20 protein-coding genes are annotated in these 26,039 nt (G+C 64.4%); 7 read left to right on the top strand and 13 right to left on the bottom strand.

Annotation, left to right across the window (positions count from 1 at the left end; translation table 11 throughout):
- Positions 1 to 57: 57 nt before the first annotated feature.
- Positions 58 to 474 carry a DUF1801 domain-containing protein gene (locus H5P29_RS14215; RefSeq protein WP_246670835.1) on the bottom strand — a complete coding sequence of 139 codons (417 nt, stop codon included), beginning with the start codon at positions 472 to 474 and terminating at the stop codon, positions 58 to 60.
- 96 nt (positions 475 to 570) lie between these two features.
- A complete protein-coding gene (locus H5P29_RS14210; RefSeq protein WP_154386346.1) occupies positions 571 to 1,890 on the bottom strand; it encodes an NAD(P)H-dependent oxidoreductase in 1,320 nt (439 codons plus the stop codon).
- A 304-nt stretch (positions 1,891 to 2,194) separates the two neighbouring features.
- Between H5P29_RS14210 and H5P29_RS14205 the strand changes: the two genes are divergently transcribed.
- From H5P29_RS14205 to H5P29_RS14195, 3 genes are all read left to right on the top strand, one after another.
- Complete coding sequence (locus tag H5P29_RS14205) at positions 2,195 to 3,274, top strand: exo-alpha-sialidase (protein ID WP_154386347.1); 1,080 nt, start codon at positions 2,195 to 2,197, stop codon at positions 3,272 to 3,274.
- 9 nt (positions 3,275 to 3,283) lie between these two features.
- On the top strand, positions 3,284 to 3,592 hold the full coding sequence (locus H5P29_RS14200; RefSeq protein WP_067960169.1) for a MoaD/ThiS family protein: 309 nt from the start codon (positions 3,284 to 3,286) through the stop codon (positions 3,590 to 3,592).
- Between the two features lie 79 nt (positions 3,593 to 3,671).
- A complete protein-coding gene (locus H5P29_RS14195) occupies positions 3,672 to 4,328 on the top strand; it encodes an SH3 domain-containing protein (RefSeq protein WP_154386348.1) in 657 nt (218 codons plus the stop codon).
- A gap of 51 nt (positions 4,329 to 4,379) precedes the next feature.
- Here the strand turns inward: H5P29_RS14195 and nadE are convergent, their stop codons facing one another.
- From nadE to asnB, 4 genes are read right to left on the bottom strand one after another with little or no spacing between them, the layout of a single operon-like run.
- Entirely contained in the window at positions 4,380 to 5,381 is a 1,002-nt protein-coding gene (nadE, locus tag H5P29_RS14190; protein ID WP_154386349.1) for an NAD(+) synthase, read from the bottom strand.
- Positions 5,378 to 6,913 carry a class I adenylate-forming enzyme family protein gene (locus H5P29_RS14185; protein ID WP_154386350.1) on the bottom strand — a complete coding sequence of 512 codons (1,536 nt, stop codon included), beginning with the start codon at positions 6,911 to 6,913 and terminating at the stop codon, positions 5,378 to 5,380. Before H5P29_RS14185 ends, nadE begins: the two co-directional genes overlap by 4 nt.
- 18 nt (positions 6,914 to 6,931) lie before the next feature.
- Entirely contained in the window at positions 6,932 to 7,219 is a 288-nt protein-coding gene (locus H5P29_RS14180; protein ID WP_154386351.1) for an acyl carrier protein, read from the bottom strand.
- A gap of 22 nt (positions 7,220 to 7,241) precedes the next feature.
- Positions 7,242 to 9,185, bottom strand: a complete 1,944-nt coding sequence (gene asnB / locus H5P29_RS14175) for an asparagine synthase (glutamine-hydrolyzing) (protein ID WP_154386352.1) — start codon at positions 9,183 to 9,185, stop codon at positions 7,242 to 7,244.
- Positions 9,186 to 9,468: 283 nt separating this feature from the next.
- Between asnB and H5P29_RS14170 the strand changes: the two genes are divergently transcribed.
- The gene (locus tag H5P29_RS14170; RefSeq protein WP_246670836.1) at positions 9,469 to 10,158 is read left to right on the top strand and encodes a HemK family protein methyltransferase; all 690 of its coding nucleotides are present in this window, start codon (positions 9,469 to 9,471) and stop codon (positions 10,156 to 10,158) included.
- A 79-nt stretch (positions 10,159 to 10,237) separates the two neighbouring features.
- The gene (locus tag H5P29_RS14165) at positions 10,238 to 11,353 is read left to right on the top strand and encodes a hypothetical protein (protein ID WP_154386354.1); all 1,116 of its coding nucleotides are present in this window, start codon (positions 10,238 to 10,240) and stop codon (positions 11,351 to 11,353) included.
- Positions 11,354 to 11,359: 6 nt separating this feature from the next.
- On the opposite strand, the gene H5P29_RS14160 is transcribed toward H5P29_RS14165, so the two are convergent.
- The 5 genes from H5P29_RS14160 to H5P29_RS14140 form a co-directional block, all read right to left on the bottom strand.
- Entirely contained in the window at positions 11,360 to 13,702 is a 2,343-nt protein-coding gene (locus tag H5P29_RS14160; protein ID WP_154386355.1) for an SEL1-like repeat protein, read from the bottom strand.
- 44 nt (positions 13,703 to 13,746) lie between these two features.
- A complete protein-coding gene (locus tag H5P29_RS14155; RefSeq protein WP_185910372.1) occupies positions 13,747 to 15,930 on the bottom strand; it encodes a tetratricopeptide repeat protein in 2,184 nt (727 codons plus the stop codon).
- Between the two features lie 165 nt (positions 15,931 to 16,095).
- Complete coding sequence (locus H5P29_RS14150) at positions 16,096 to 17,991, bottom strand: hypothetical protein (protein ID WP_154386357.1); 1,896 nt, start codon at positions 17,989 to 17,991, stop codon at positions 16,096 to 16,098.
- Entirely contained in the window at positions 17,988 to 20,462 is a 2,475-nt protein-coding gene (locus tag H5P29_RS14145; RefSeq protein ID WP_154386358.1) for a phosphotransferase, read from the bottom strand. Before H5P29_RS14145 ends, H5P29_RS14150 begins: the two co-directional genes overlap by 4 nt.
- Positions 20,459 to 21,295, bottom strand: coding sequence for a family 16 glycosylhydrolase (locus tag H5P29_RS14140; protein WP_083948543.1), 837 nt, complete (start codon positions 21,293 to 21,295; stop codon positions 20,459 to 20,461). The genes H5P29_RS14145 and H5P29_RS14140 overlap by 4 nt, the downstream gene beginning before the upstream one ends.
- Before the next feature lie 525 nt (positions 21,296 to 21,820).
- Between H5P29_RS14140 and H5P29_RS14135 the strand changes: the two genes are divergently transcribed.
- Entirely contained in the window at positions 21,821 to 22,888 is a 1,068-nt protein-coding gene (locus H5P29_RS14135; RefSeq protein WP_154386359.1) for a GNAT family N-acetyltransferase, read from the top strand.
- 58 nt (positions 22,889 to 22,946) lie between these two features.
- On the opposite strand, the gene H5P29_RS14130 is transcribed toward H5P29_RS14135, so the two are convergent.
- Complete coding sequence (locus H5P29_RS14130; protein WP_067960128.1) at positions 22,947 to 23,987, bottom strand: hypothetical protein; 1,041 nt, start codon at positions 23,985 to 23,987, stop codon at positions 22,947 to 22,949.
- Between the two features lie 154 nt (positions 23,988 to 24,141).
- Complete coding sequence (locus tag H5P29_RS14125; protein ID WP_067960125.1) at positions 24,142 to 24,483, bottom strand: hypothetical protein; 342 nt, start codon at positions 24,481 to 24,483, stop codon at positions 24,142 to 24,144.
- A gap of 744 nt (positions 24,484 to 25,227) precedes the next feature.
- Here H5P29_RS14125 and H5P29_RS14120 point away from each other — a divergent pair.
- Positions 25,228 to 26,031, top strand: coding sequence for a glycosyltransferase family 2 protein (locus H5P29_RS14120; protein WP_246670837.1), 804 nt, complete (start codon positions 25,228 to 25,230; stop codon positions 26,029 to 26,031).
- Positions 26,032 to 26,039 lie beyond the last annotated feature (8 nt).

The following is a 26,039-nucleotide window of genomic DNA, read 5'->3' as shown; positions in this document are numbered from 1 at the left end:
GAAATGCAAGCAGGCAGCGGACCAAGGAGCCCTGCCCGCCGAAGCGGGCCTTACGCCTCAGCCGCTCTTTGCCTTCTTCGGCGCGCGGGCAGCCTTGACCGACATGTTCAGCGCCACCGCCGCCTGAACCAGCGCCTTCAGCGCCGTTTCATCGAGCGTGTCGCCCTCATGGATGTCGATGGCGCGGCGGGTGTTGCCATCGAGGCTGGAGTTGAACAGGCCGGACGGGTCCTCGAGCGACGCGCCCTTGGCAAAGGTCAGCTTGACCACGCTCTTGTAGGTCTCGCCGGTGCAGATGATGCCGGCGTGCTCCCAGACGGGAACGCCCCGCCACTTCCACTCCTCGACCACTTCGGGGGCGGCCTGTTTGATCAAGGCGCGGACGTGGGCAAGCGTCTCGCCGCGCCAGTCGCCCAGGTCCTTGATCCGTGCATCGATCAGTTGCGAGGGCGTCGCGCCCGAGTTGCTGTCCATGGTCATCTCCTCATTTCCATGATCGTCGTCCACGATCTGGGCGTCCGCCAACGCCCAGATCGCAAGCTTCGCTCGCCTGCCGGCCAGCTCGTTGCCTTATGCCCCGTAAACCAGCCTGTCCTGCCTTGCGCGCAGCTCAGCGATCTTCGAACCTGGCGCAACGGCGGCGTTGGCCGTGGTGATCAGTTCGCCCTTTTTGATCGGGGCCGTCACCGTGCCGCCCTGCAGCAGGCCGCAGGGGATCGCTTTTGCCGCACGGGCCTCGCCCGCCGTCATGATCCAGGCGCGGTAGGTGTATTCGCCGATGGCATCGAGCGCGTCGCCGGGCGCAAGATCCTTCTTGGCAACCGCACAGACATCGGCCACCGGCTTGGCCAGCGGCACCATGTCGGCCTTGCCGTAGAGCACGACACGCGCACAGGTCAGCGGCACCTCGAGCGAGGTCAGGTGGTAGGGCCTGTGGAAGGTGAAATACGGGCCATGGCCCATCTTCAAATCTTCCATGCGCTCGCGGATGCGCGGATGCGACATGTCGGCGATGACGAAGACGCCGGGGGCCACACCCTTGCCGATCGAATAGTCGACGACGCCGACCTTTGAGAGAACACCGCCGTCCTTCTCCGGGACCAGCACCTTGTTGAGCTCGGGCAAGGTCGCGGCCGGGCCATGCATGCCGGCCTTGTCGGGCACCAGGCCGGTGGCGTTGGCGATCGCCGCCATCTCGACCATGGTCTTCGAGCCGTCGACGAACTCGACAAGCATGCGCACGTTCATGTTGCGGCGCTGAGCTTCCTCGGCATAGTCGTGGGGCACCGCATCGATGTTGAGCGGGTTGTTCTTGCCCTTGCCGGCGGCAACGATGGTGTGGCCCATCGCCGAAACGAATTCGATCAGCTCCATGCAGGACGACGGCTCGTCGCCGGCACCGAGCGAATAGGTGACGCCGAGCCGGTCGGCCTCTGACTTGAGGTAAGCGCCGATGGTGACGTCGGCCTCGACATTCATCATCACAAGATGCTTGCCATGCTCCATGGCGCGCAGGCCGATCTCGGCACCGACGGCGGGAACGCCCGTCGCATCGATGACGACGTCGATCAGGCCGCTGTTGAGGATCAGGTCGGCATCGTTGGTCACCGCGACCTTGCCGGCCTCGATCGCTTCGCTCATCGCCGAGCCGGAGGCGACTTCGCGGGCATGGCCCTTCTCCTGATAGGCGATATCCACGGCGCGATGCGCGTTGGGCAGGTTGAGCTCGGAGATCGCGCCGACCTCGATGCCGGGCATATGCGCCACTCGCGCCACGATGTCGGTGCCCATCTCACCCGAACCGATCAGGCCGATGCGGATCGGCTTACCCGACTTGCCTCGCTCGGCAAGATCCCGCGCCAAGCCGACAGGGGCTACGTTGATGGTCATCCGATGGGTCCTCCCGAGCACGCTGATATGTCCAACCTAAAGCGCGACGGGTATTGAATTATGGCGCCCTGTCAACTCGAATGTCGCCGGCACAGTCTGGGCTGTCGTTTGTCAGGAGCATGGCAGCTCAATCTGGCCCGCCTGCCGCTTTGCCGCTATGGTCGGCTGTCTTTGTCAGCATCTGGATCATCCCCGGGAGGAGCCGGGATCCCGAGCCGGCATTGCCGGGAAAAGCCAGTGTTTGAAATGCGATAGCAGCCGATCCGGAATCGATCCCTGAAGATCGGCACTGCGGGAGGAGACCATGGCAGAGAAAGTGCTTGTCCTGCTCGGCACCAAGAAAGGCGCCTTCATCGCCGAAAGCGACGCCGACAGGCGTTCGTGGCAACTGCGCGGCCCATTCTGCGAGACCTGGCCGATGAACCATGTCGTCGCCGACCCGAAGACCGGCACTATCTGGGGCGCCGGCGGCAATGAATGGTTCGGCCCTGCGGTGTGGAAATCGACAGATCTCGGTGAGACCTGGACGCATTCGTCGGAGGGGCTCGCTTATGCCGAGGGCGAGGAACCGATCAAGGCGGTGTGGAGCCTCGCCAAGGGCAATGGCAGCCTCTATGCCGGCGTCCAGCCCGCCGGCCTGTTCCGCAGCGACGATTCCGGCCAGAGTTGGCAGCACATCGACGGCCTGCAGCAGCATCCGTCCCGGCCGCACTGGAACCCCGGCGGTGCTGGCCTCATCCTGCATTCGCTGGTACTCGATCCCGACGACCAGGACCGCATCTGGATCGGCATTTCGGCGGCCGGCGTGTTCTACACTGGCGATGGCGGCGCAACCTGGGAGCCGCGCAATCTCGGCACCCGCGCCGATTTCATGCCCGAGGGCGAAAACTACCCAGAATTCGGCCAGTGCGTGCACAATCTGGTGATGGCGCCGGGCATGCCCGACCGGCTCTACCAGCAGAACCATTGCGGCATGTACCGGTCAGACGATGGCGGCAAGCGCTGGGTGAGCATCGAAAAGGGCCTGCCCTCGACCTTCGGCTTCCCGGCGGCAGCGCATCCACGCGACCCCGAAACGCTCTATCTCGTGCCGCTCAACGGCGACAGCGCCGGCCGCTACGTGCCCGATGCCAAGGCCGCCGTCTGGCGGACCCGCAACGGCGGCCGAGAGTGGCAGGCGATGCGCAACGGCCTGCCGCAGGAAAACGCCTATATCGGCGTGCTGCGCCAGGCGATGGCAACCGACAGGCTCGACCCATCAGGCGTCTATTTCGGCACCAGTTCGGGCGCGCTGTTTGCCAGTGCCGACGAAGGCGAGAGTTGGGTCAATGTCACCCAGCACCTGCCGGCAATCCTGTCGGTCGAAACGCTGGTCGTAGACTGAGCGGCGGCCGTGGACAACAGCCCTGCCCCGGAAAGCCGAAAAGCAGCGCTCGCCACCGTCGTGGTGCGCCTGCCCGGGGTGCTGGTCGATCTGTTTCCGGGTGCTTCGAGGCGCGTCGAAGTTCCGGCTGAAACCGTCCGCGACATGGTCGACGAGCTCGACAGCCGCTGGCCCGGTATGCGCGACCGCATCTGCGACAGCCGCCCGGCGATCCGCAAGCATATGAACGTCTTTGTCGAAGGCGAACGCGCCACGCTGACAACCAGGCTCAAGCCCGGTGTCGAAGTCTTCGTATTGACGGCGATCAGCGGCGGTTAGGCCCTCCGTCGAAATTGGATTCCTCTGTGCCGGCACATCGGCTAACATCCCCAAGCTATTGATCAAGCGGGGATACCAGATGCGGAAACTCGGTCTTCTCTTTGCAGCGATGCTGACCTTTGCGCCTGCCGTGCCGCAGGTCGTGGCAGCCCAGGAGCGCATGGAAACGCTGCGCATGCGCCCTGGTGCTACGCAGACGACGGTGCGCGGCATTGTCTTCGGCCCGATCAGCGCCTCCTACCGGCTCGAGGCGCGAGCCGGCCAGCGCATGAGCCTCGACCTCAATTCGCGCAACACCTTCCTCTATTTCAACGTGCTCGACCCGCGCGGCCGCGCCATAGCGCGTGAGCAGACGCGGTGGGACGGACGCCTGCCCGCCTCCGGCCTCTACACCATCCAGATCTATTTGGTGCGTGCCGAAGCGCGGCGCAATCGGCCCGCCCCCTTCTCGCTCAGCGTCTCGATCTTCGGCCGCGGTGGCGAGCCCGGCCCGGGCCCGAACCCGGGTCCTGGCCCCGGGCCCGATCCGCGCTCCTGGCGTGTCGTCGGCGTGACGCCCAACGACGTGCTCAACATGCGCTCGACGCCTTCGCCGCGCGGTTTCTTGATCGCCGAAATCCCGTTTGATGCCAGCGGCCTGCGCAATCTCGGCTGCCAGGATCGCCAGAGCTGGTGCAAGGTGCGCTATCGCGGCCAGGAAGGCTGGGTTAACGGCCGCTTCCTGCGCCCGGAATAAGATCAGTCGCGGAAAGGGCCACCGGCGAAACGGTGGCCTCCATCAGGCGCCTCAGATCTCCGGCACGGGATCGACGAGAAGCGGGCCGCTGTGCAGGTAACGCGTCGTCTTGCGCTTGGAGGCGATGTCGGTCCAGACGCGGCCAACCTGCTCGGCGGTCAGCCCGGCAGCAAGGCCGACTTCTTCCGCCGCAATGCCGTTGTTGAGCCCGTAGAGGCACAGGTCCATGCGATCATATGGCAAGGAGAAATAGAACTCCTCCTGCGTCTGCTGCAGCGAATAGGTGTCGGTGGTCGGCGGCCGCCGGCGGATTTCCTCCGGCACGCCGAGATGGGCGGCCAACTGGTAGACCTGCGACTTGTAGAGATGGGCGATCGGCTTGACGTCAGCGGCACCGTCGCCGTTCTTGACGAAGAAGCCTTGGTCGTATTCCAGCCGGTTCGGTGTGCCGATGACGGCGTAGTTGAGTCGGTCGGCGTGGAAATATTCGACCTGCTTGCGCGTCCGCTGCTTCATGTTGGTCGAGGCGACGATGCCGAGATAGACATGCGGCGGCATGCGCAGCTTGGTCTGCTTGCCCTCGGGATCCTGCACCACCAGCGACGAAATGTTGTAGCCTTCGTTGGTCAGCGCATTGGCGATGACGATCTTGCACGCCCAGCCGGCGCCGTATTCGGGCACCAGTTCACGGATGAAGGCGTCGCGGCGCTCGTAGCAGCCCATCGCCTTGAGCGTCGGGCCGATGTTCTCGACGACCGCGGATATCCCGAAGGTTTCGGCGACGAGGCGTCCGAGACGCAGGCTTTCGGGATCGGAATCGTCCTCCGGCATGAACAGAGCAAAGACGTTCTTGGCGCCGACGGCGCGCACCGCGAGGGCAGCACTGACGCTCGAATCGACGCCGCCCGACAGGCCGAGCACAAGCCCGCGCCGGCGGAGCGTGCCGGTCAGTTGGCTGCGCAAGGCGGCTGATATTCTCGTCGCTTCGGCTTCGGGATCGATGGTCAGCGTCGCCGCGCCGAAACTAACGGTTTGCGCCAATGGCATGTTCATTGCGTCGGCTCCATGGATTCGGCGGCGAGACGCCGGCTGACCTTGCCGGTGTCGGTCCGGGGCAATTCGGATCGGAACTCGATGATCTTGGGCACCATGAAATCCTCGAGATTGGCTTGGCAGTGGCGCAGGATTTCACGCTGGGTCAGGTTGGGATCGGAAAGCACGATCAGCGCGCCGATGGCGTGACCGAGGATAGGGTCGGGTATGCCGATCACCACCGCCTCGGCGACACCGGGACAGGCGTGAAGAACGGCCTCGACCTCCTTGGGCGCCACCTTTTCACCACGCGTCTTGATGATGTCGTCCTTGCGCCCGACGAAATAGAGGAAACCTTCGGCGTCGCGGCGGAACAGGTCGCCGGTGTAGAGCAGCTTTTCCCACGGGTTGAAGCCCGGGCGCAGCATGCGGTTGGTCGCTTCCGAATTCTCCCAGTAGCCCTGCATGACATGCGGCCCGCGGATGACCAACTCGCCCGGTGTCTCAGGCGGCACCGGCTGGCCGAGATCGTCGACGACGAAGGCTTCGGTGTTGGGAATGGCGATGCCGACCGATCCGGGGCGCCGGTCGAGCTCCGCCGGCGGCAGGTAGGTGCAACGCTTGCACTCGGTCAGGCCATACATGGAATAGAGCCGGGCGCCGGGGAACAGCTCGCGCAGCCGTGCGATATGGGCCGGCGGCAGGGCGGCGGCGGTGTTGGTGACGTAGCGCAGGCTGGGCAGGAAGCCCGGCTTGATGTCGCGCATCTGCAGGATCAGTGCTGCCATCGTCGGCACCAGCGGGAAACCGGTGACGTTTTCGGCACGGATAACGTCGAAGATCGCCTGCGGGAAGGAGAACGACTTCTCCAGCACCAGCGTCGCGCCCATCTTGACCGACATGATCAGCTGGTAGAGCCCGTAATCGAAGGCCAGCGGCAGGACGTTGAGGATGATGTCGTCGGGCGTGTTTTCAAGATAGGTGGTGATCGAGCCCGCCGCCGCCTCGATGTTGCGATGGGTCATCATCACGCCCTTGGGCCGGCCGGTCGAGCCCGAAGTGTAGATCAGCATGGCAAGGTCGACATCGATGCCGCCGTGAGTGGGCGGAACCGCGCTGCCTTGCAGGCATTCTTCGAACGAGACGGCCCCTTCGGGCGCCTTGCCGCCGGCGGCCGTCGAGACGACGATCAGCTCGCCGCCATCATTCGCCTCGGTGACGACCGGCAGCAGCCGGGCCTGGGTCAGCACGGCGCGCGCGCGGCAGTTGCCGATGATGAAATCGAGCTTGTCGGCCTTGGTCGACGGGTTGATCGGGCTGAAAACAGCGCCGGCCTTGGCGATGGCGAACACCGACACCGCGGCTTCCCAGCAATTGTCCATGAAGACCAGCACGCGGTCGCCGCGGCCGACGCCGAGGTCACCAAGCCTTGCCGCCAGCCGGTCCGACATGCTGTCGAGATCGGCATAGGTCAGGCGCATGTCGCGGGCAATCAGCGCGGTCTTGTCGCCCCGCAACCGTGCACTGTCGCGTAAGAACTGCTCCAGTCGCATTGCCCCCTCCCGGACGCCTCAGGCGGCGCCAGCTGCCTGCTTGACCGGCTGCGCAGCAGCCTGCTTGGCCTCGATGAAGGCGGCGATCCGCACCAGCGAGTCGAGATTGGCCGGAACGATGTCGGAATCGGCCATTTCGAGCCCGAACTGGTCCTCGATATAGGTCACCAGTTCCAGCACCCCGGTGGAGTCGATCACGCCGCTTTCGATCAGCGAAACGTCATCGGCGAGCGCGTAGGTGGTGTCGCCGAACAAAAAGTTGTCGATGATGAAGGCTTTGACCGTGTCCTTGATCTGCTGCGTCATGCTCTCTCCTTTTGATCAATCCTCAGGCGGCCTCGGTAACGTCGGACCTCGATCCGGCAAACGACCGGTGCCACAGCTGCGTCGACAGGATGCCGACGAAGGCAGCATTGTCCCGGAAGCCCGACACTGCCTGCTGCCGGCACTTTTCAGTCAGCTTCCTTACCGTCGAAACGTCGAAAAATCCTGAATCGGTGATCGCCTCGGAACTCATCGCCTCACGCAGCCACGGCTGCTCGCCAGCACCGACGAAGGATTGCGAATCCGGGGCGCGGTAGGGTTGCTTCGTGCGTTGGCCGATCGACGGCGGCAACAGGTCCTTGGTCGCCTCGCGCAAGATGTGCTTTTCGACCAGCCCCTTGAGCTTCATGCCGGGTGGCAGCCGGCTGGCGAACTCGACAAGGCGATGATCGAGGAACGGGAAGCGGCCCTCGATGCCGTGCGCCATCGACATGCGGTCGCCCTGGCTCGACAGGATGTAGCCCGGCAACAGGTAGCGGCTTTCGAGATATTGCGCCTGGTGCAGTGGATGCCAGCGGCCGAAACGCTCCGGCAATTGCGAGACGAGCTCGGCCGCCGCGTCGTAGGAAGCGAGCCTGGCACGCAGGTCACCGGAAAAGAACAGCTTTGCCGCAGCCGTGTTTCGCATGCGCGGGCGGTGCGAATAGAGCGGGTCGTCGAGGCTGTCCTTGCCGGCGCCGAAGAAGGCGGCGAGATAGGACGCCGACTGCTTCTGCAGCCCCGGCAGATAGGGATAAAGCTTGCGGAACAAATGCGGCCGGCTGGCCGAGCCGGGCTGACGGTCGCAGAAGCGCCGCACCAGCGTCTCCTTGAAGATGTCGTAGCCGGCGAAGACCTCGTCGGCGCCCTCGCCCGTCAGCACGACCTTGATGCCCTTGGCGCGCACCAGGCCGGAGAGCTGATAGAGCGGCGCCGGGGCCGTGCGGATGACCGGCCGCTCGGTGGCATTGATCACTTCAGGGAAGATCGAAGCAATGTCGCCGGGGCCGACATTGACCGCGCTGTGGTGCGAGCCGATGGCCAGCGCCATCTCTTCCTGAAACTCGCTTTCGTCATGCTCGGCACTGTCGAAGGTGACCGAAAAGGTGCGCAATCCCCCGGTTGCCATAGGTGCCGCCAGCGCCGAGACGATGGAGGAATCGAGGCCGCCCGAGAGGTAGGAGCCGACGGTCACGTCGGCACGCATGCGGATACGTGTCGCGTCGGTCAGAAGCTCACGGAGTTCCTCCGCCGCCTGCCTCTCGTCGCGCGGCGCCCGGGATGCTTCGGCATCGGGGAAATCAAGCTGCCAATAGGGACGCGTCACCAGCCCGCCCTTGTCGGCGATCATGATGTGCCCGGGTTCGAGCTCGTAGACATTCTTGAAGGCGGTGCGCGGCGCGATCGGCGCCCACAAGGTGAAGATCTGGTCGAGCGCGATTTCGTCGAGTTCGGCGGTGAAATCGGGCACCCTGGCAAAGGCCTTGACCTCTGAAGCGAAATACAAAGTGCCGCCGACTTCGGTGTAGAACAGCGGTCGCACCCCCATCCGGTCCCGGGCGAAGAACATGCGCTGCCGCGGCGCGTCCCAGACGGCGAAGGCGAAGTCGCCATTCATCAGGTCGACGCAGTCGGGGCCCATCTCCTCATAGAGATGCAGGATCACTTCGGTGTCACTGCCTGTGCGAAATCGGCGGCCGCGCGCCTTCAGCTCGTCGCGCAGTTCGACATAGTTGAAGATCTCGCCGTTGAAGGCGATGTGGAGGTCGCCCGAAGCGCTGGCCATCGGCTGCTGGCCGTCGCCAAGGCCGACGACCGACAGGCGGGCATGGCCAAGGCCGGCCGAAGGACAGACGAACACGCCCTGCTCGTCGGGACCCCGATGGGCGATGCTGCCGGTCATGCGCCGCAGCAGCCCGTCAGCCGTTGCTGGCTCGACATTCCCGAGATACCCGACAAATCCACACATACGCCGGACTCTGTTTCGCTAGTGCGACAAGCGCACGTGTTTAGCGCAAGTTAACCAATGGCAGGAAAGCACACTTCCGATATCAAAACACATCACAAAGCCGATAGTCTCGGTTTCGCAACCGTCGATACGATAGTAGATATTGATAGAAGGTTCTTTGTGTAACGAATTGTATGAACAAGTCATGTTGATGACAATCGCACCCGGGAGAAGCATTGATCGGTTGACGATCCGGGGCGCTGGGGTTGTCATGGAGCGGGCAAAGGACTTGGCGAGGGCAACCATGCATATCGTTGAGAACAACGGCGACAAGTCTGGCATCAGGCTGCACAAATTCATGGACATCGAGCTCGAGCTCGGGAGCGACGTGCTCGTGCCGCGCGAGGAAACCGAAATCCTCGGCCGTGCAGCGCTCGGCCTGCTCTACGGCCGCGGCGCCGACGCCAGGGTAATCGACATGTGCTGCGGCTCCGGCAATCTCGGCCTGGCGATCGCCGCCAAGATGCCGGGCGCGCGCGTCTGGAGCGCCGACCTGACCGACAGCACCGTCGCCACCGCCCGTCGAAATGCCGACCGTCTCGGTCTGGCCGACCGGGTGACCATTGCCCAGGGCGACCTGTTCAGCGCCTTCGACGGGATGGACCTAGCCGGGTCCATCGACCTTGTCGTCTGCAATCCGCCCTACATCTCGTCTGCACGCCTCGAAGGCGATCGCAGCGAATTGCTGGCCTCCGAACCGAGGGAAGCCTTCGACGGCGGCCCCTACGGTCTGTCGATCCACCAGCGGTTGATCCGCGATGCGGTGACCTTCCTCAAGCCCGGCGGCTGGCTCGCCTTCGAATTCGGCGTCGGCCAGGACCGCCAGGTGGCAGCCCTGCTTGCCCGGGCGCGCGTCTATGCACCGGTGGAATTCGTCTCCGACGCCGCCAAGACACCGCGCGCGGCGATCGTCCGCAAGCTCGATCCCGCGTGACCGGGAGCCCGACCTTCACCCTTCCTAGATGTTTCCCGCCTAAGCCATTGCTGCCGTGACATGACCGAGGCTTCGCCCGATGCCTGAAATTCGTCCATTGCAGGCCGCTGATATGGCGGTCGTCGCAGACATGTTCCAGCGCGTGCTGCGCAAGCGGCGCACGCCGACGCCCGCCTCGCTGCCCGGCTATCTCCAGCGCCTCTATCTCAATTCCACCGACGCTACGGCGGGGTCGCCATCCCTGGTCAATGTCGCCGACGACGGCAGCATTTCGGGCTTCATCGGCGTGACGTCACTGCCCATGCGGTTTGGTGACAGGAAGCTGAACGCTTCGATCTGCGGTTCGCTGATGGTCGACGAGGACCAGCGCAACGACCTGTCCGGCGCAAGGCTGCTCAAGGCATTTCTCGCCGGTCCGCAGGACCTGTCGTTCAGCGAGACGGCAAGCGACGTTACCGCCAATATGTGGACGACGCTGCGCGGCTCGATCCTGCCTGACTACAGCCTCGACTGGATCAAGGTATTCAGACCGGCAGCCTTCGCCGTTGCCGGTGCCAGACAGCGCCTGCCCATCGCACGCCTCGGCGCGCCGCTGGCCCGCGCCGTCGATGCCTGTCTCGGCCTTCGCCGCAGCGGCGAGTTTTCGCGCTGGTTCGGCGCCGGCGACGCGGCGGCCTCGCAAGGCCGCTACACAGTGGCAAGCATCGATGCCGACGGCTTCGCCGCACTGCTCGGCAAATTCACCTCGCGCTTCGCCATTCATCCGGACTGGAACGAAAACGCACTGTCGCGCATCATGTCGGATGCCTCGGCCAAGACGGATTTCGGCGACATCTGCCGCTCTACGGTTGCGGCGCGCACAGGTGCCGTGATCGGTGCCTTTGTCTATTTCGGCCGGCCCGGTGGCATCGGCCATGTGCTCCAGGTTCTGGCCTTGCCCGGCCAGGCTGGTGCCGTGATCGACTGCCTGATCAACCATGCCGCCGGCGTCGGCCTCGCCGGTCTCAGAGGCAGGACCCAGCCAGCCCTGCTGGAAGCGATGCTCGGCCGGCGCATCATCTTCATCAACGTCAACTCGACGGTGGTGCATTCGCGTGATCCCGAGCTCGTCCGGCAGTTCCAGACTGGTAACGGCTTTTTCAACGGGCTGGTGGGCGAGCATTGGAGCCGCATCTTCGGCGATCATTTCGACTGACGTAATCTAGAACGCGTAGGACAGGACGTCCCCGGCCTGGCTGCTCATCGGGCCAAAGCGGCAGGCATTGGGCAGCGACCTGGCCGCGCAAAAGCGGCTGACCGCGCGCGTCGTGGAGCCGCTGAGCACGCCGTTGACAGGCCCGTTGTAATAGCCGGCCTGCTTGAGTTGCTGCTGTGCCAGATAGATGTAGCCGTTCGGATGGGTCGTCCGCATCATGCGGACCAGCGACTGGCGCTGCTCGGCAGAAAGTTCGTGCATGCGCGCCACGATCGACTGGTAGCCCTTGGTGTCATTTGCGGCGGCGGCAAACAGCATCTCCTCGACGAGGCGATCGCCGCGCGACAGCCATGGCGACACGCCTGTCATCAGCTGCTCGGCGCGTTTGGCATCGGCCTTGATGAAGGTGGTGCGGCCATAACGGCGGCCGTCACGATAGTAGCTGATCAGATGACGCGCCGCCGCGACGTTGCCGGTGCCGGCTGCCTGTTCAAGCAGGGCTACGGCTGCCTTGGCGTCACGCTTGGTGCCCATGCCGTAAAGCATGGCGTCGGCGAGCGCGGTCGCAGCATCGTCCAGACCCGTTGCTTCGGCCTCACGCAAGGCGGCAACTCCGTCGGCCGGCTTGCCCGCATTGCGCAACAGGCTTTCCGACAGCGCCGAGCCGAGGATGAGCAGCCCGTAAGCATCGCCTGCCTCGGCCGCCTGGCGATAATAGCCGGCGGCCTTCTTGCCGTTGCTCTGCAGCAGCTTGCCTTCGCGATAGAGATCTCCGAGCCTGATCAGCCCTTGCGTCCGCCCGAGCGCCGCCGCCTCGGCATACCAGCGCATTGCCGCCTGGACATCGGGCGGGCCGCCATCGCCCCGGCTCAAAAGGTCGCCCATCACGATATGCGCCTCGGCTTCGCCGCTCTCGGTCGCAGCCTTCACCATAGCCCGGCCGGCAGTGACATCCTGGGCTATGCCTTGTCCGCGCGCCAACATGGCGCCGGCGCGGACGGCCCCAATGACATCGCCGAGCCCGGCGGCCTTGCTGTAATAGTCGAGCGCCTTGGGCAGATCCACGGCAACGGTCATGCCGTCGCTGTAGAAGTCGCCCAGGCGCACCAGCGCCTCCGGTTCGCTCAGGCCGGCTGCACGTTCATAGGCTGCAACGGCGCCGTCTGCGTCGACCGCGCCCGACTGCGGCTCACGCAGCAGGTCGCCAAGGCTGATCAGTGCCAGCGGATTGCCCGCATCGGCGAGCCGGCGAACCATGTCGCGCCCACCCGAGACGTCGCGCAACGTACCCAAGCCATGCGCCGTCATCTCGCCGACCCTCAGGGCCGCCCGCGTGTTGCCGGCGTCGGCAGCACGCTGGTAGTAGGCGAACGCCGCAAGAGGATCCTTTGCGACCGGCGCTGGCGTGGCTCCGCTGTAGACATCGCCAAGGAAGCTCAGTGCTTCGGCGTCGCCGCCATCGGCCAGTTCCTTGATCGACGCCAGTCCGCCCTCGACGTCCTGCCGCGTGCCCTGACCACGGAATGTCAGTTCGGCGACGCGCAGCCTGCCGACCTGCTGACCGGCCTCGGCAGCCTTTTCGTAATACCCGAACGCCTTGGCATAGTCGGGCTTGCCGGCGCGGCCACTGCCGAAGAGATCGCCGAGGCGCAGCAAGGCGTCGGGATGCCCGAGTGCGGCTGCCTTGGCATAGGCTGCCTCCGCCCCTGGCATGTCGGGCACGCCGGCATCGACATCGCTCATCAGGTCGCCCTGGGAGACCAGCGCATAGATGTTGCCGCGATCGGCAAGCGACCGCACCAGCGCCAGCCCAGCTGCGCTGTCCCTGGCGATACCTTGGCCGCGCGCCAGCATCTCGCCGCTGCGCAGGATGCCGGTTTCGTTGCCGGCAGCGGCGGCACGGCGGTAGTAGTCATAGGCGCGCGGCAGGTCGAGCGGGATCGCCCTGTTGTCGGCATGGCTGTAGAGGCCGCCAAGCGAGGCGAGTGCTGCGCCGTCGCCGGCCGATGCCACCTCCTCGATGGCCAAAAGCCCAGCGCTGATGTCGCGTTCGGTGCCTTCGCCCAGCACGCGCATTTCACCGACGCGGAGCCGCGCCGCAGCACTGCCGGCATCCGCCGCCTGGCGGTAATAGTCGAACGCCTTGGCCGGATCGCGGTTGGCGTTGTCGGCATTGCTGTAGAGATCGCCGAGCCGCAACAAGGCGTCGGCGTTGACCGCACGCTCCCGGGTAACAGCGCCTGGCGTGGCCGGCGCGCCCGCGTCGGGCGCGGTTTCCGCCGACAAGGCGGTGCTCGCCGAAAGTGCGGCGAACACCGTCATCAGAGCCACATGGCAGATACGCGACAATGCCAACTCCCTGACTGGCGCCTGGCAAGCGGGGCCAGCAAAACTCAGTTCTGCACATCTCCCGCTGAAGCCGCCGGATTCTCCGCGTCGACTGCCTTCAGATAATATTCGGCCGCCTTGCCACCGTCGGCCGGAACGCCTTTGCCGTCACGGTAGAGGTCACCGAGCCTGAGCAAGGCATCGGCGCGTCCCTTCCGGGCCGCATTCTCATAGGCCGCGACAGCGGCAGCACCATCGACCGGCCCGACCGCGCCAGACAGATGCAGGTCGCCAAGCACCACATAGGCGTAGGGATCGCCTGCGACGCCGACCTGCCTGACCAGATCGAGACCGGCCGGAATGTCCTGGCGCGTGCCTTCGCCGCGTGCGGTCATCTCGCCCTGACGCAGCCTGCCGGTCTCGTCGCCGGCCATGCCGGCGCGGCGGTAATAGTCGAACGCCTTGGCGGGATCGGCTGGTATCGTCCCGCCTAACCGATAGATGTCGCCGATGCGCACCAGCGCATCAGGACGCCCCAGCGCCGCTGCCTTCTCATAGGCCAGCACGGCTTCCGTCGCGTCGACCTTGCCGGTCGAGCCGTCGGCCAGAAGGGTGGCCAGCGACATCAGCGCCTCGCCATTGCCGGCATCCGCCACCGCCTTGACCATCTGCAGGCCGCCCACGACGTCCTTTGACGTCCCTTGTCCGCGCACCTTCATTTCGCCGGCACGGACGGCGCCCATCACGCTGCCGGCCTCGGCAGACTTGCTGAAATAGTCGAACGCCGTCACCGGATTGGCCGGCAGCAGTCCGCCTATGCCGCGCTGGTAAAGCCCGCCGAGCAGGTTCATCGCATTGGCATCGCCTTCGTCGGCGAGCGAGTTCATCTGCGCCAGGCCGGCGGCGACATTGCGGTCGGTGCCCTGTCCGAGAACCGTCATTTCGCCGACGCGCAGCTTACCGGCCAGATTGCCGGCCCGCGACGCCCTGACATAATAGGCGAATGCCTTGGGTGGGTCGGAGGCGATCGCGCCGTTGCGGCTGTAGAGATCACCGAGCCTGACAAGTGCGTCGCTGTGGCCGAGCGACGCCGCCTTTTCATAGGATGTGACGGCAGCGGCAAGGTCGACGGGGGCGACCGCCGCATCGCTGAGCAAATCGCCGAGCGCGATCAGCGCAAAGGTATCGCCATGATCGGCAAGACCGGTCAGCATCGCCCGCCCAGCCTGATAGGACTGAGCAGTGCCGCGTCCCCGCGCCAGCATCTCGCCGGTGCGCAGGATGCCGGTCTCGTCGCCGCTGTCGGCGGCGCGGCGGAAATAGCCGAAGGCCTTGCCGAGATCGATGGCAATGACACCGCCATCGGTGCGGCTGTAGAGTGAGCCGAGCAGGACGAGCCCTGCCGGGTTGCGCGTGCGCGCCACCACCTCTTCGATCATCGCGAGCCCGGCCTGGACGTCCTGCGTCGTGCCCTGGCCGGTAGCTGTCATCTCGCCGACGCGCAGCTTGCCGACGTCGTAGCCAAGGCTGGCGGCCTTGCGGTAATAGTCCAGCGCCTTGTCCGGCTCCATCGCGACCATGCCCTGGGCGCCGGGGCGATAGAGGTCGCCAAGCAGCACCAACGCCTCGGAATTGCCGGCATCGGCGAGTGCTGCGATCATCGCCAGCCCCTTGCCAGTGTCGCGCGCAACACCTTGCCCGCGCGCCAGCATCTCGCCGACACGCAGCTTGCCGTCAGCGTTGCCGGCCTTGGCGGCCTGGTCGTAGAACAGATAGGCGCGCCTGGCGTCGGCCGCGACCACCCTGCCCTCGCGATAAAGGTCGCCGAGCCGCATCAGGGCTTCCGAGCTGCCCATATTCGCCGCCTGCAGATAAAGCTTCGATGCCGCGAACGGATCGGCTGGCGCGTCCTTGACGACGCCGATCAGGTCGGACGGTGAGATGACCGCATAGATCGCTGCGGGACGGCCCGGATTGTCGAGGCCGCGATAATATGCAAGTGCGGCCTCCGCCGCAGCAGCGGTGGTCTTGCCGTCGCGGTAGAGGTCGCCCAAAGCGATATAGGACGCCGCAAGTGCCAGGACAAAGCCATCCCGGCTGTCTTCGCTCGGCTTGGTGGCCTGGATTGCGCGGGGTACATCAGGGGACGCGAAGCCCAGCGCCGGCGATGTTGGAGCCTGTCCGGCGGGACTGGCTTCAGCACTTCCCGACACAACAACGCTGGCAACCAACAACCAGCCGATACGCATGGGCCCAAGCTCCCAACAGCGCGGGCGCATCCTGGATGCGCCGCAGCTAATATGAAACAGTCATTGCATTTTTCCGGCAAGAGCATTCTTGAGCAGCGCCGTTCACGAAGCCGTATCCTCCGATGTGTCCGGCCGCTTCTTCATGTTCATGCTTCGCCGCGTTCATTACTTGATCCACTCACCCATCCCGATCCCATGGTTATCAGGCGCAAAGACGCTCGCGTCGGCTGTGGCACGCACCAGCTTGAAACGTGCTGAGTTGCGCAACGCCTTTTCGATCGCATCGAGCGAACCTTTCGGCATCACGCCGAGATCGTCGATATAGGCCTTCTGGCTGCGCGTGATGATGATGAAGGCCGAGCCTGGCGGCACCGCCCGCAGCCAGTCCCCGAGTTCGACCACCGGATCGGCGAGAACCGCTGAGATAGATTGCTTGCTCTCGTTGGAGATCGGCACATAGGTGAAATTCTCGTAATTCATGAACTGCTCGGGATAATTGGGTGCGCCCTCGACAAGCACCGAGCCGGCCGGCGCGTTGCTGTAGAGCCATTCCGACGCCTCCACTTCGGCCCGTGAGAAGGTGTACTGGCGGTCCTTGCCGTTGTTGGCGAGGACGAAAGCGACCGTGAGCACGGCGCCGAACGTGCCGATGGCGTAGCGCGCGATGGCGTCGCGCTGGGAGCCGGACCATGGGAAAAACAGTGCCGCGGCAAAGAAGGTCAGGAAAGGCAGTGCAAAGAGATAGACGCGGAACACGATCTCGCCGCCATAGGAGGTGGCAACGATCATGAAGGCTGGAGCCAGCGTCAGCACGATGGCCGGACCGTCGCGGAACCCCGCCACGAGCCGGCGCAGACCGCCGAGGACCGCCGCCAACGCGATCGCACCGGTCAGCGCTCGCGACGCCAAGGACACCACCACCTGTCCTTCACTGACGATCGAGGTATCTACCAGGCGCTCGCTGATCTCGTTCGAGGTGTCGCCGAAACGCTGGACCAGCTCGGGCAGGACCGAGGCCATGTAGCCGTCGGCGTAGAACAGCAGCCACGCGACTTCGACGAGGCCGGCAAAGACGAGGTAGCCAAGGCTCAATTGTCCGATGACCCAGAGGCCGCCAAGGGCCATGAGCACGACTATCGGCGTGAGCGGGTGGGTCGCCGTGATCATCACGATCAGCGCCATGGCCGCCAGTGAGGCTACGGCACGCAGTTTTGGCGGGACGGCCAGCGTCACCGGCGGCTGGCCACGCGAGACGAAGGCGAAATAACGGCCGCAAAACTTGGAAAAGCCACGCCCGTTCGGGTCGGCCCAGCCGGGCACGATCCGCAGCGGGCCGACACAAAGCGCGACCAGCAAGAGATAGAACAGAAAGGCGACGCCCTGCGGCGAGAAATAGTCCTGGCCGATCCAGTTGCCGATGACGAACAGCCAGACCCCGCCCCACACCAACCGTGGGTCGGCGGTGAAGCGGCGATAGATCTGCGGCAGCACCAACACATAGAGCAGGTTAAGCGCCGGCGGCGAAAAGCGGGCGATGTCAGCCAGTTGGATCGGTTTGATGTCGAACAGGTTGGCGATCGCGGCGCAGAAGACAAACAGGCCGGGCCAATTGGCGTAGGTGGCAAGGAATGGCGCCTTCGGATCGATCTGGCCGTGCCGCTGGGCATAGTCGACGACACCGACATGTTTCCAGGCCCAGGCGTAACGCAACTCGTCATAGACGATGGCCGGGGTGCCATGAAGCAGCAGCACCAGCATGACGATCATCAACAGCGGCATGCGGGTCTCGCAGACACCGCGCTTCAGGCTGAAGGCAAAGCCGAGGCCGACGGCGGCATAGGCCACCCAGATGATACCAGGCAGGACCGATATCAGGCCGTAGTCGTCGACACCGGCAGTATCCGTGACGAATAGGACGGCCAGCCACAAAGCAAAGGCCAGGCAAAGACAGATCGACGCGAGGTTGAACGGCGCTGTCGAGACACGGCCAGCATCCGCCAAGGGCGGCGCCTTCAGCGCCGGCGACATGGCAAGACTGGATTCCCGCGTCATCACATTCATATTGCGCCTCCATCGGTGGAGACGATCCTAAGAACACGGTCGACATTTGACGCAATCCAAAGCCGGCCGACGCCCGAATGCGCCGGGCGCCGCGCCCTTTCGCTGACCTGATGCAGCCAGACGAGGCCGACCATCGCACGGATGGCCGCGCTATCGCCGCTCCAGTCATCGTCCCCCTCCGAGCCGATGCCCAGCCACTTCAGCTCGTCGCCGCGCCACTCCGGCGTCCACAACAGATCGGCAACGGCCGCGCCCAGCGGCTCGCTGCTGGTCATCATGCGCATGGCAACCGCCAGCACGCAGCCGTCATAGCCGCGCGGCGCGTTGGATCGCGCATTGCCCCATTCCAGCAAGCTGGCAAGCTGGGCCGACTTGCCCTCCCCAGCGGCGAAATTGAGGTTTTGCGGCCAGAGGTCGCCATGGCACCAGCCGAGACGCACCTGGCGGCCGAGCCAGTAGCGGCGCTGATAGGCGACGAAACGTTGAACCGCCCGCCGACGTGCCGCTGCAGTCATTGTCGCCCCACCGAGCTGGGCGAGTTTTGCCGCCGGGCGCTCGACCCATTCGTGGAACCAGACGTCGTCTATGGTGCGCATGGCGGCTGTCTGACCGTGCAGGGTAGCCATGGCTTTCGCGACGGTTTCGAGGCCCGCCTGCCGCTCGGAGGTGCCGCGCAACTGCATCCGCCCATCCGTGCCCGGTGCTATCGCCTCGATGCAATCGACGGCGCCATCGACGCGGGTGACGGTCAGCCTCGTCGGCAGCAGCGGCCACAGCGCTTCGACGCGCCTGTCTGACCGCAGCAGGTCGAGATTATCGACCAGGCGTTCGAGATAGGCGGCGGCGATCGGCTCGTGCGCGCTGCGAAGCACCGCATAAGTGCCTTGCGACCGAACCGGCTCGTGCCGTCCCTCCCCGTCCAGCACCCGGTCGCCGAGATAAACGATGTCAGTTCCTTCGGGCCCGTGCTCGGATTTCAGCGCATGCCAGCCCGAAGCGCCGGCACTTCCTGTCTTTGCCAAGAGCGGCCGAAGCTCGGCGTCGCCAGGAACGGCGATGCCCTTGTTGCGGCCGAAGGGCAGGAACTGGGCCGAGAGCGACTTCAGCGAGGCGGCGACCGCAAGTCCCCAGTCGTGAAGGCTGTGGCGGCGGCTGGTGAAAAGGGCGAGCGCGCCCACGCCAACAGTGACCACCAGCATGGCCAGCAGCCAGGCATGCGCCATGCCGATCGGCCCTTCGCGACGCACCAGAAGGGCGCCGGCGCCGAGTGCGATGACCAGCGTGGCGAATTCAGCCGCCGCCACCGAACGCATCCAGCCCTTGGTGCGGGCAATCGACAGATAGATGGAGAGCACGGCGGATACGACGCTCGCCAGCGTGAACACCCTGAGGATCGACGCACCTTCGGTGGCGTAGGCAGAACCGAACACCGACATGATGGGATGGGCGAACACCAGCATCAGCGCGACGAGGCCGAGCAGCGGCAGCACCGACATCACAGCCGCATCCGCCGCCAGCGCGCGCAGCCGGCCGGTGTCGCTGGCGCCCTCGGCGAGCAGCGACAGCCCCATCGAGCTGCCGACATAATAAAGCGAGGTGAAGATCGTCCAGGCGACGAAGAAGCTGGCGCTTTCGGCCGCGCCGACAAAATTGAGCACGACCAGCGGTGTCGCCGTCCAGGCCACCATCATCGACACCGAACCGATGTAGTCCCAGCCGAAGAAGCGCGCCATGGCGCGGCGGTCAATCAGATTGGCATGGCCGGTTCCGGCTTGCGCCTTGGGCACGAGGCGCTTGAAAATCAGCATGTTGACGGCGAGAACGAAGACCAGAACCGGTGCGGTCCACGACAGTGCGATGGCCTCCCATCCGAGCCCGGCGAGCGCCAGCGGGATGAGCATGGCGATCTTGACGACCTGGTAGATTGTCTTCGAGACCGGCACCCAGATCGACTGGCGCAGGCCCGACAGCGCACTGTCCTGCAGCGCGAACACCGACCAGACGGCGACGGTCGCCACGAACCACAGGATGACGCCCGCGCTCTCGGTCAGCACGTCGAGCTTGGGCATGAAGGCGCCGACGACCAGCAGGAAGACGATAGCGACGACGACCGAGGCGATGAAGGACGTGGCGTAGGCGAACAGGATCAACCGGCCGGCGCGGCCGCCGACAGTCGGCACGAAACGAACCAGCAGGTTGCCAAAATTGAGCTGGGCAGCGTTGGACAGGTTGACGATGGTGGCGGTGATGGCGCCGCCGAGACCGATCGCCTCCTGCGAACAGTAACGCGCCGCCAGGAACCAGAACGCCAGCCCCAGCACCGCACTCAGGCCGCTGTTGGCGATCAGCGCGTAGCCGTTGCGCATCAGCGACGAGCCCATCAGCGCCTGCGGGATGAGTGATCGCCAACCACTGCCGCCCGCCTGTGCCGTGGGCTCTCGGTGCCGCAGGGTGGGCGGGTGCGCGGTCATGACCCGGCACGCCGCCAGACACGAACATAGTCGATCAGGAAATCGGCCGGGAATTTGGTCCTGGCGTCAGGCGACCCCGGCCAGTTGCCGCCGACGGCCAGGTTGATGAGCAGGTACATCGGTTCCTGCGAGATGCCGTCTGGCTTGGTGTAGCGCCACATCTCCTTGCCATCGAGATACCAGACGACGGCATCCTTGCGCCATTCCAGGCCATAGGCATGCCAGTCGGCCGAAAGGTCGACCACCTTGGCGTTCTTGCCCTCGCTCTTCCAGTCCTTCTTCTTGTCGAGATAATGCAGGTGCATCTCGTAGACGTCGGGCGCATGACCCAGGACTTCGAGGATGTCGATTTCCGGACGCGGCTCCTGCGTCGATGGCAGAAGCCAGATCGCCGGCCACAGCCCTTTGCCCCTGGGAATCTTGGCGCGGATCTCGAAATAGCCGTATGTGGTGGCGAAACGGTCTGGCTTGGCGCGCTCGAGATAATCACGCCCCGTGGTCACCATGCCCGACGTGTAGTCGAAGGTGCGCCCTTCATGGCCGGTCACCGTCTCCGGCCGCGCCGTCAGGCGCAGCACGCCATCGGCGACGCTGACATTGTCGGGCATGTACCACTGCAGTTCGTTGTTGGCGAGATTGGTACAGCCGTCCTTGTCCCACCAGTAGCAGCGGGTCCACTTGTCGCGATCGAGCTTTGGCTGGTCGAACTCTTCGGTGAAGATCCGCTCCCATTGCCCCTTGATCAGTGGCGGCTCGACGCCTTGCGCCAAGGCGCTCGCATGCCCGAACCACCAGGCGCCCGCCAGCGCCACGCCCCACAATTCCTTACCCATGCACCAACCCGATAGGCCTGAACACACTGGCTCGTCGCGATAGGGGGTGCCGGCCGTTGCCTGCGTGGTTCCGCGAAAGGCGGTTCGCGCGCATTGCCGGTTACCCGGAAATCTGTCGCTTACGATCTGTTAACTAGGACGGTTGCCAGACGCCGCGTCAAGCTGTTTCACCGCGCCAGGTAAATGACATGACCCATTCCAACTCATATCCAAGATCATGTTCTGGGATTTTCCACGCATCGACTTGCTTGTCAAAATAGCGGCTATCTGTCCGGAATGCTTTATTTAAGTGACTTTGACTTTGATTGGCGTTTCGGAGATTGTTTTCCATCACGAAGAAATAACAAAATTGTGATAAACAATATCTTTATGGCAGTGCGGTAACCGTTTCTGAACAAAGGCGAATCTGGAAAGCAACGCCGGGGCTGCAAAGGTAGTGATATCTCACAAAATCTGCGACATTGGGTGGAAAGTGGGAGGCTTCGGACGGATACCGATCCGACAAATTTTGGGAGCGCACAGGACGTGCACGCCGCGGCGAGCACGACGGCGGTTTTCGACGTGCAGAGCCCGGCGCCGCGCGACCTCTGGCATCGCCTGATGCTCGCCGATCCCGAAGCCCTGCCCTACCAGTCGCCGGCCTGGCTCGACAGCCTGTGCGCCCTCGGCAAATACCAGGACGCCAGCCGCGCCTACCGTTTTGCAGGCGGACATCACTACGTGCTGCCGATGGTGCGCAACAGGCACCTGCCGGCCCGGCTGTCGGTCGCCGAGTCGATGCCTTATGCCTGGGGTCGCGGCGGCGTGCTCTCATCGCTAGTACCGAAGGTTGAACATCTGCGCGCGATTTTCGAAGACCTGGGCCGTCTGCCCTACCTCAGGATCTCGGTAAGACCCAATCCGCGCCATGCCCATCTGTGGGCCGCCGCGGCACCTGCCCATGTCACCTCGGTGCCTGGCCTTGCCCACATCCTCGACCTCGACGGCGGCTTCGACGCGGTCTGGTCGACGCGCTTCAAGAAGACGACGCGGACGCGGGTGCGCAAGGCCGAACGCGGTGGCATCGTCGTCGAGCGCGACACCACCGGCAAGCTGGTGCCCGCCTTCCACCAGCTGCTGCGCACATCCTTCGACCGCTGGGCCGACAAGCAGCACGAACCGCGCATGCTGGCACATCTGCGTGGGCGCAAGCGCGATCCGATGGCAAAATTCAGCTCGATCGCCCGGCATTTCGGCGAGGCCTGCCGCATCTGGGTCGCCTGGGTCGACGGCAAGCCGGCGGCGGCCGCCTTCGTGCTGCAATATGGCAACGTCAACGACGCCCGCGGCGCGATCGACCGCCATGCGCTGGGCAGCTCAGGCGCCAACGACCTGATCCAGAAACTCGCCATCGAAGAGGCCTGCCACAGCGGCTGCCGCTACTACCATTTTGGCGAGACCGGCGCCTCGGCCTCGCTTGCGCACTACAAGCAGCGATTTGGCGCGACCCCACACGCGCACGCCGAATACTTCCTGGAAAAGCTGCCGATCACCGCCGTCGACGCCCGCGTGCGGCACGCGGCGAAATGGACGATCGGCTTCAAGGATACCTAGAGTTCTGTCCGGACGGAAAACGCTACGCAGTTTTCCTGGAATTGCCGTGTCCCGCCCCTCAGCCAGGGAACGCCAACAGCAGCATCCTTTGCGCGATCACGTAGAATGCAGCGGCGAGCAGCAGCACCGGCACCACCTCGAACCAGAGCGGCCAACGCGAGCGGCCAGGACGCAGGCTGGCGACTGAAACCTGCCGGATCGCCAGCGCGGCAATCGCCGAAACGGCCGCAACGAGCCCGGTCCGATAATTGCCGGCCACGTCTTCGGCGCGGAGCTGATCTTCCTCGATTTCGGCGCGAAGCTGCAACTGGCCGTCGGCGTCCACCGCCTCCGGCAGCCGCAGCCTGACGGCCTTGACCGACGGATGTCCGAGCAGCGCCTCGCGGAAACGCTCGAGCACATCGGGATTGTACGGATCGCCCTGCTTGAAGGGCTGCAGGCGGCCCAGCTCGTCTTGCCTGAGACCGACAAGGCCACTGTAGGCGACGGCGCCAAACCGCGCCGACGCCCCCGGCTCGACGACGATACGGGCTGTCGCCAGCGCCCGCCCCGGGATCGGCAGCAACTCGCGTTCGGTGACGCGGACAAACGGATAGGATGCAGTGCGAAGCCGCCACAAAACTTCGTCTTCGAGGGTCGCCAGAAGATCGCCGCGTGCTGGCTTGCCGACCGCCTCCATCATCTGTCGGGAAACGTCGTCGCGCACTGTATCGGTGGCAACGTCTTGGAGACCGTCGACCTCGACCATGCCGACACGGAAAATCGGGCCGGTGACCGGCTTGAGCGTGACCTTGTCGGAAGAGCCCGCGTCATCGGCAGCATCCGGCATCTCGACCCGCGCGTGGAGATAGCCCTGGCCGCGGATCAGCTCTTCCAGCCGGTGGCGTTCGGCTTCGACGAAGGGTTGCCAGCCTTTTGCGTCCCCTCCCTCTGCTGCGCGATCGAGCTCGGGAGCGTTCAACGCGGCGCGCAACACACCGTCAAGCGTGTCACTGGACGTCGTCTCGAGTTCGATCGAGGGAAACTCTGCGGTGACGGTCGCACCGGCAAACAGCGACAGCATCGCCAGCCAAGCCAGCGTCGCCGCGATGGCCGGCAAGAAAAATGCGCTTCGCTGGGCGTCTCGCGTTCTCACTCATCCTAAATACACCGCAACCGCGCACGCTGGAAATAGCCCTTAGATGCCCAGGCCCATGGAGGTTGCGTGCGCGGCCACCACGCGAGCGGATCGCCCGGCACGGTGCAGCTCGCGCCTACTTCTTGTCGGGATCGTGCTCGGAACTGGGAGACGTTTCGCCCTCGTCACGACCGATCCTGCCGACGACGAGGGAGCCGCCGATGGGCTGGCGTCGTAGCCGCGTCTCGGCCACGACCTTGTCCATCTCGGCCTTGATTTCAGCCAACGTAGCCAGCGCTTCGTCCTCCCAGCGCTTCAACTCAGGATCAGGCGTGCCCGACGCGGCCTCAGCCGTGGCCCGCGCTTCGCGTACGGTCAGGTAGTCCTTGTAGGCCTCGTCCCACTTGCGGGTCAGGAGAACCCAGTCGTCGAAAGCATCGGGGGCAGGAGGAGTTTCGGGTCGCTGTGGGCTAGGCAAGTTTGGTCCTCGAACAATCGGGCGCACGGAACATGTCACAGGCGCTGTGTCCGAACGCCGCTGATCGTGCTGGTGGCCCCCGCCTCCTGATTTCCTCCCAACCTAACATGAACGCCCCGGCCCGTCATTCAACCACAGGCATTATCTCAGCAGTTGCTAACAGACATATGTATGAATGTTGCGATTTCGCCGCACCGGCGCCAGGCGGCGGCAAGATCACGCTTTTCATGCTGATCACAATATTGCGAACGGTTCGTGCACGGCATGGCTGCGTGCAACCATCACGGGACTGCAGCGTGCATCTCGACCAGGAATACCCGAATTTGCCGAGACTTCGAGTGAAAGGATTTAATATTAAAGCACCACCTAATACGCCGCGCATGAATTGACGTATGCCTGTCGCAGAGCGCATGCCAACGCGTTCGCAGCAGTTTAATTCAGATTAACATCTGTTTTTCTAATAATAAACATTGATGTGGAAAGTTCATACAAATCCACATCTACCAGCAGAACCAATAGCGCGGAAACTTCACACGAATACTACATATGGTTTACAAAAACACAATATATGGTAAATTTCATATCGGCGAGTGGGGCTAACAAGACACTTGCGTCCAGATTTTTTGATCGGTAACGACCTCCCTGCGAAGTTGTGCTCGTCAGGCTGTGCTGTGCTGCGTCTGTAACATTTGGTTCGCGTCGTCATTGGATATGCCGCACCAACTTTGGGTTGGAGTAACCAGTATGACGGCGGCAGCATTTCCGCATCGGCCTGCAATGGAGGTCTTCAAGCTGGCAGGCTTGGCGACCAGCGGCACACCGCGCATCAGTGTGGTGGTGCCGGCGAAGAACGAGGCCAAGAACCTTCCTCACGTCCTGCCGCACATCCCTGTATGGGTGGATGAGGTCATCCTCGTCGATGGCAACTCGACCGACGACACGATAGAGGTCGCAAGGTCGCTTCTGCCCGACATCGTCGTGCTGCAGCAGGATCGACGCGGCAAGGGTGCTGCCCTGCGCACCGGCTTCAACGCCGCCAAGGGTGACATTATCGTCACGCTCGACGCCGACGGCTCTGCCGATCCCGGCGAGATCCCGGCCTTCGTCGGCGCGCTGCTCGCGGGCGCCGACTTCGTCAAGGGCTCGCGCTTCATGCAGGGCGGCGATACCACTGACATGGAGTGGTATCGCCGGCTCGGCAACTGGGGACTTTTGACGCTCGTGCGCATGCGCTTCGGCGGCAAATTCACCGATCTCTGCTACGGCTACAATGCCTTCTGGCGCGACGTGCTGCCTTATCTCAACATCGAGGACGCGACGGGTTTCGAAATCGAGACCGAAATGAACGTCCAGGCACTGCGCGCCAACCTCAATGTGTTCGAGGTTGCGAGCAAGGAGTTCCCGCGCATCCATGGCGTCAGCAACCTGCGCACCATTCCCGATGGTTGGCGGGTGCTGAAGACGATCGTTCGCCTTGGCGTCTCCCGCCCGGCACGACCGGCCGTCCCGCCCCGCAGCTCGACCGGACAACACCAACCCAGCGTCTAGGCCAGCGA

The organism is Aminobacter sp. MDW-2 (genome assembly GCF_014250155.1).
GTDB classification, from domain to species: domain Bacteria; phylum Pseudomonadota; class Alphaproteobacteria; order Rhizobiales; family Rhizobiaceae; genus Aminobacter; species Aminobacter ciceronei.
The sequence above is the reverse complement of the archived record's forward strand: the minus strand, read 5'-3'. Positions and strand labels throughout refer to the sequence as shown.

What these genes read in the sequence shown, in the direction of transcription:
- H5P29_RS14195 (WP_154386348.1), top strand. Translation starts at nt 3,672, where the DNA reads ATGCGGAAACTCGGTCTTCTCTTTGCAGCGATGCTGACCTTTGCGCCT.
- H5P29_RS14120 (WP_246670837.1), top strand. Translation starts at nt 25,228, where the DNA reads ATGACGGCGGCAGCATTTCCGCATCGGCCTGCAATGGAGGTCTTCAAG.
- H5P29_RS14150 (WP_154386357.1), bottom strand. Translation starts at nt 17,991, where the DNA reads ATGAATGTGATGACGCGGGAATCCAGTCTTGCCATGTCGCCGGCGCTG.
- H5P29_RS14210 (WP_154386346.1), bottom strand. Translation starts at nt 1,890, where the DNA reads ATGACCATCAACGTAGCCCCTGTCGGCTTGGCGCGGGATCTTGCCGAG.
- H5P29_RS14165 (WP_154386354.1), top strand. Translation starts at nt 10,238, where the DNA reads ATGCCTGAAATTCGTCCATTGCAGGCCGCTGATATGGCGGTCGTCGCA.
- H5P29_RS14155 (WP_185910372.1), bottom strand. Translation starts at nt 15,930, where the DNA reads ATGCGTATCGGCTGGTTGTTGGTTGCCAGCGTTGTTGTGTCGGGAAGT.
- H5P29_RS14180 (WP_154386351.1), bottom strand. Translation starts at nt 7,219, where the DNA reads ATGACGCAGCAGATCAAGGACACGGTCAAAGCCTTCATCATCGACAAC.
- nadE (WP_154386349.1), bottom strand. Translation starts at nt 5,381, where the DNA reads ATGAACATGCCATTGGCGCAAACCGTTAGTTTCGGCGCGGCGACGCTG.
- asnB (WP_154386352.1), bottom strand. Translation starts at nt 9,185, where the DNA reads ATGTGTGGATTTGTCGGGTATCTCGGGAATGTCGAGCCAGCAACGGCT.
- H5P29_RS14205 (WP_154386347.1), top strand. Translation starts at nt 2,195, where the DNA reads ATGGCAGAGAAAGTGCTTGTCCTGCTCGGCACCAAGAAAGGCGCCTTC.
- H5P29_RS14185 (WP_154386350.1), bottom strand. Translation starts at nt 6,913, where the DNA reads ATGCGACTGGAGCAGTTCTTACGCGACAGTGCACGGTTGCGGGGCGAC.
- H5P29_RS14215 (WP_246670835.1), bottom strand. Translation starts at nt 474, where the DNA reads ATGGACAGCAACTCGGGCGCGACGCCCTCGCAACTGATCGATGCACGG.
- H5P29_RS14140 (WP_083948543.1), bottom strand. Translation starts at nt 21,295, where the DNA reads ATGGGTAAGGAATTGTGGGGCGTGGCGCTGGCGGGCGCCTGGTGGTTC.
- H5P29_RS14170 (WP_246670836.1), top strand. Translation starts at nt 9,469, where the DNA reads ATGCATATCGTTGAGAACAACGGCGACAAGTCTGGCATCAGGCTGCAC.
- H5P29_RS14145 (WP_154386358.1), bottom strand. Translation starts at nt 20,462, where the DNA reads ATGACCGCGCACCCGCCCACCCTGCGGCACCGAGAGCCCACGGCACAG.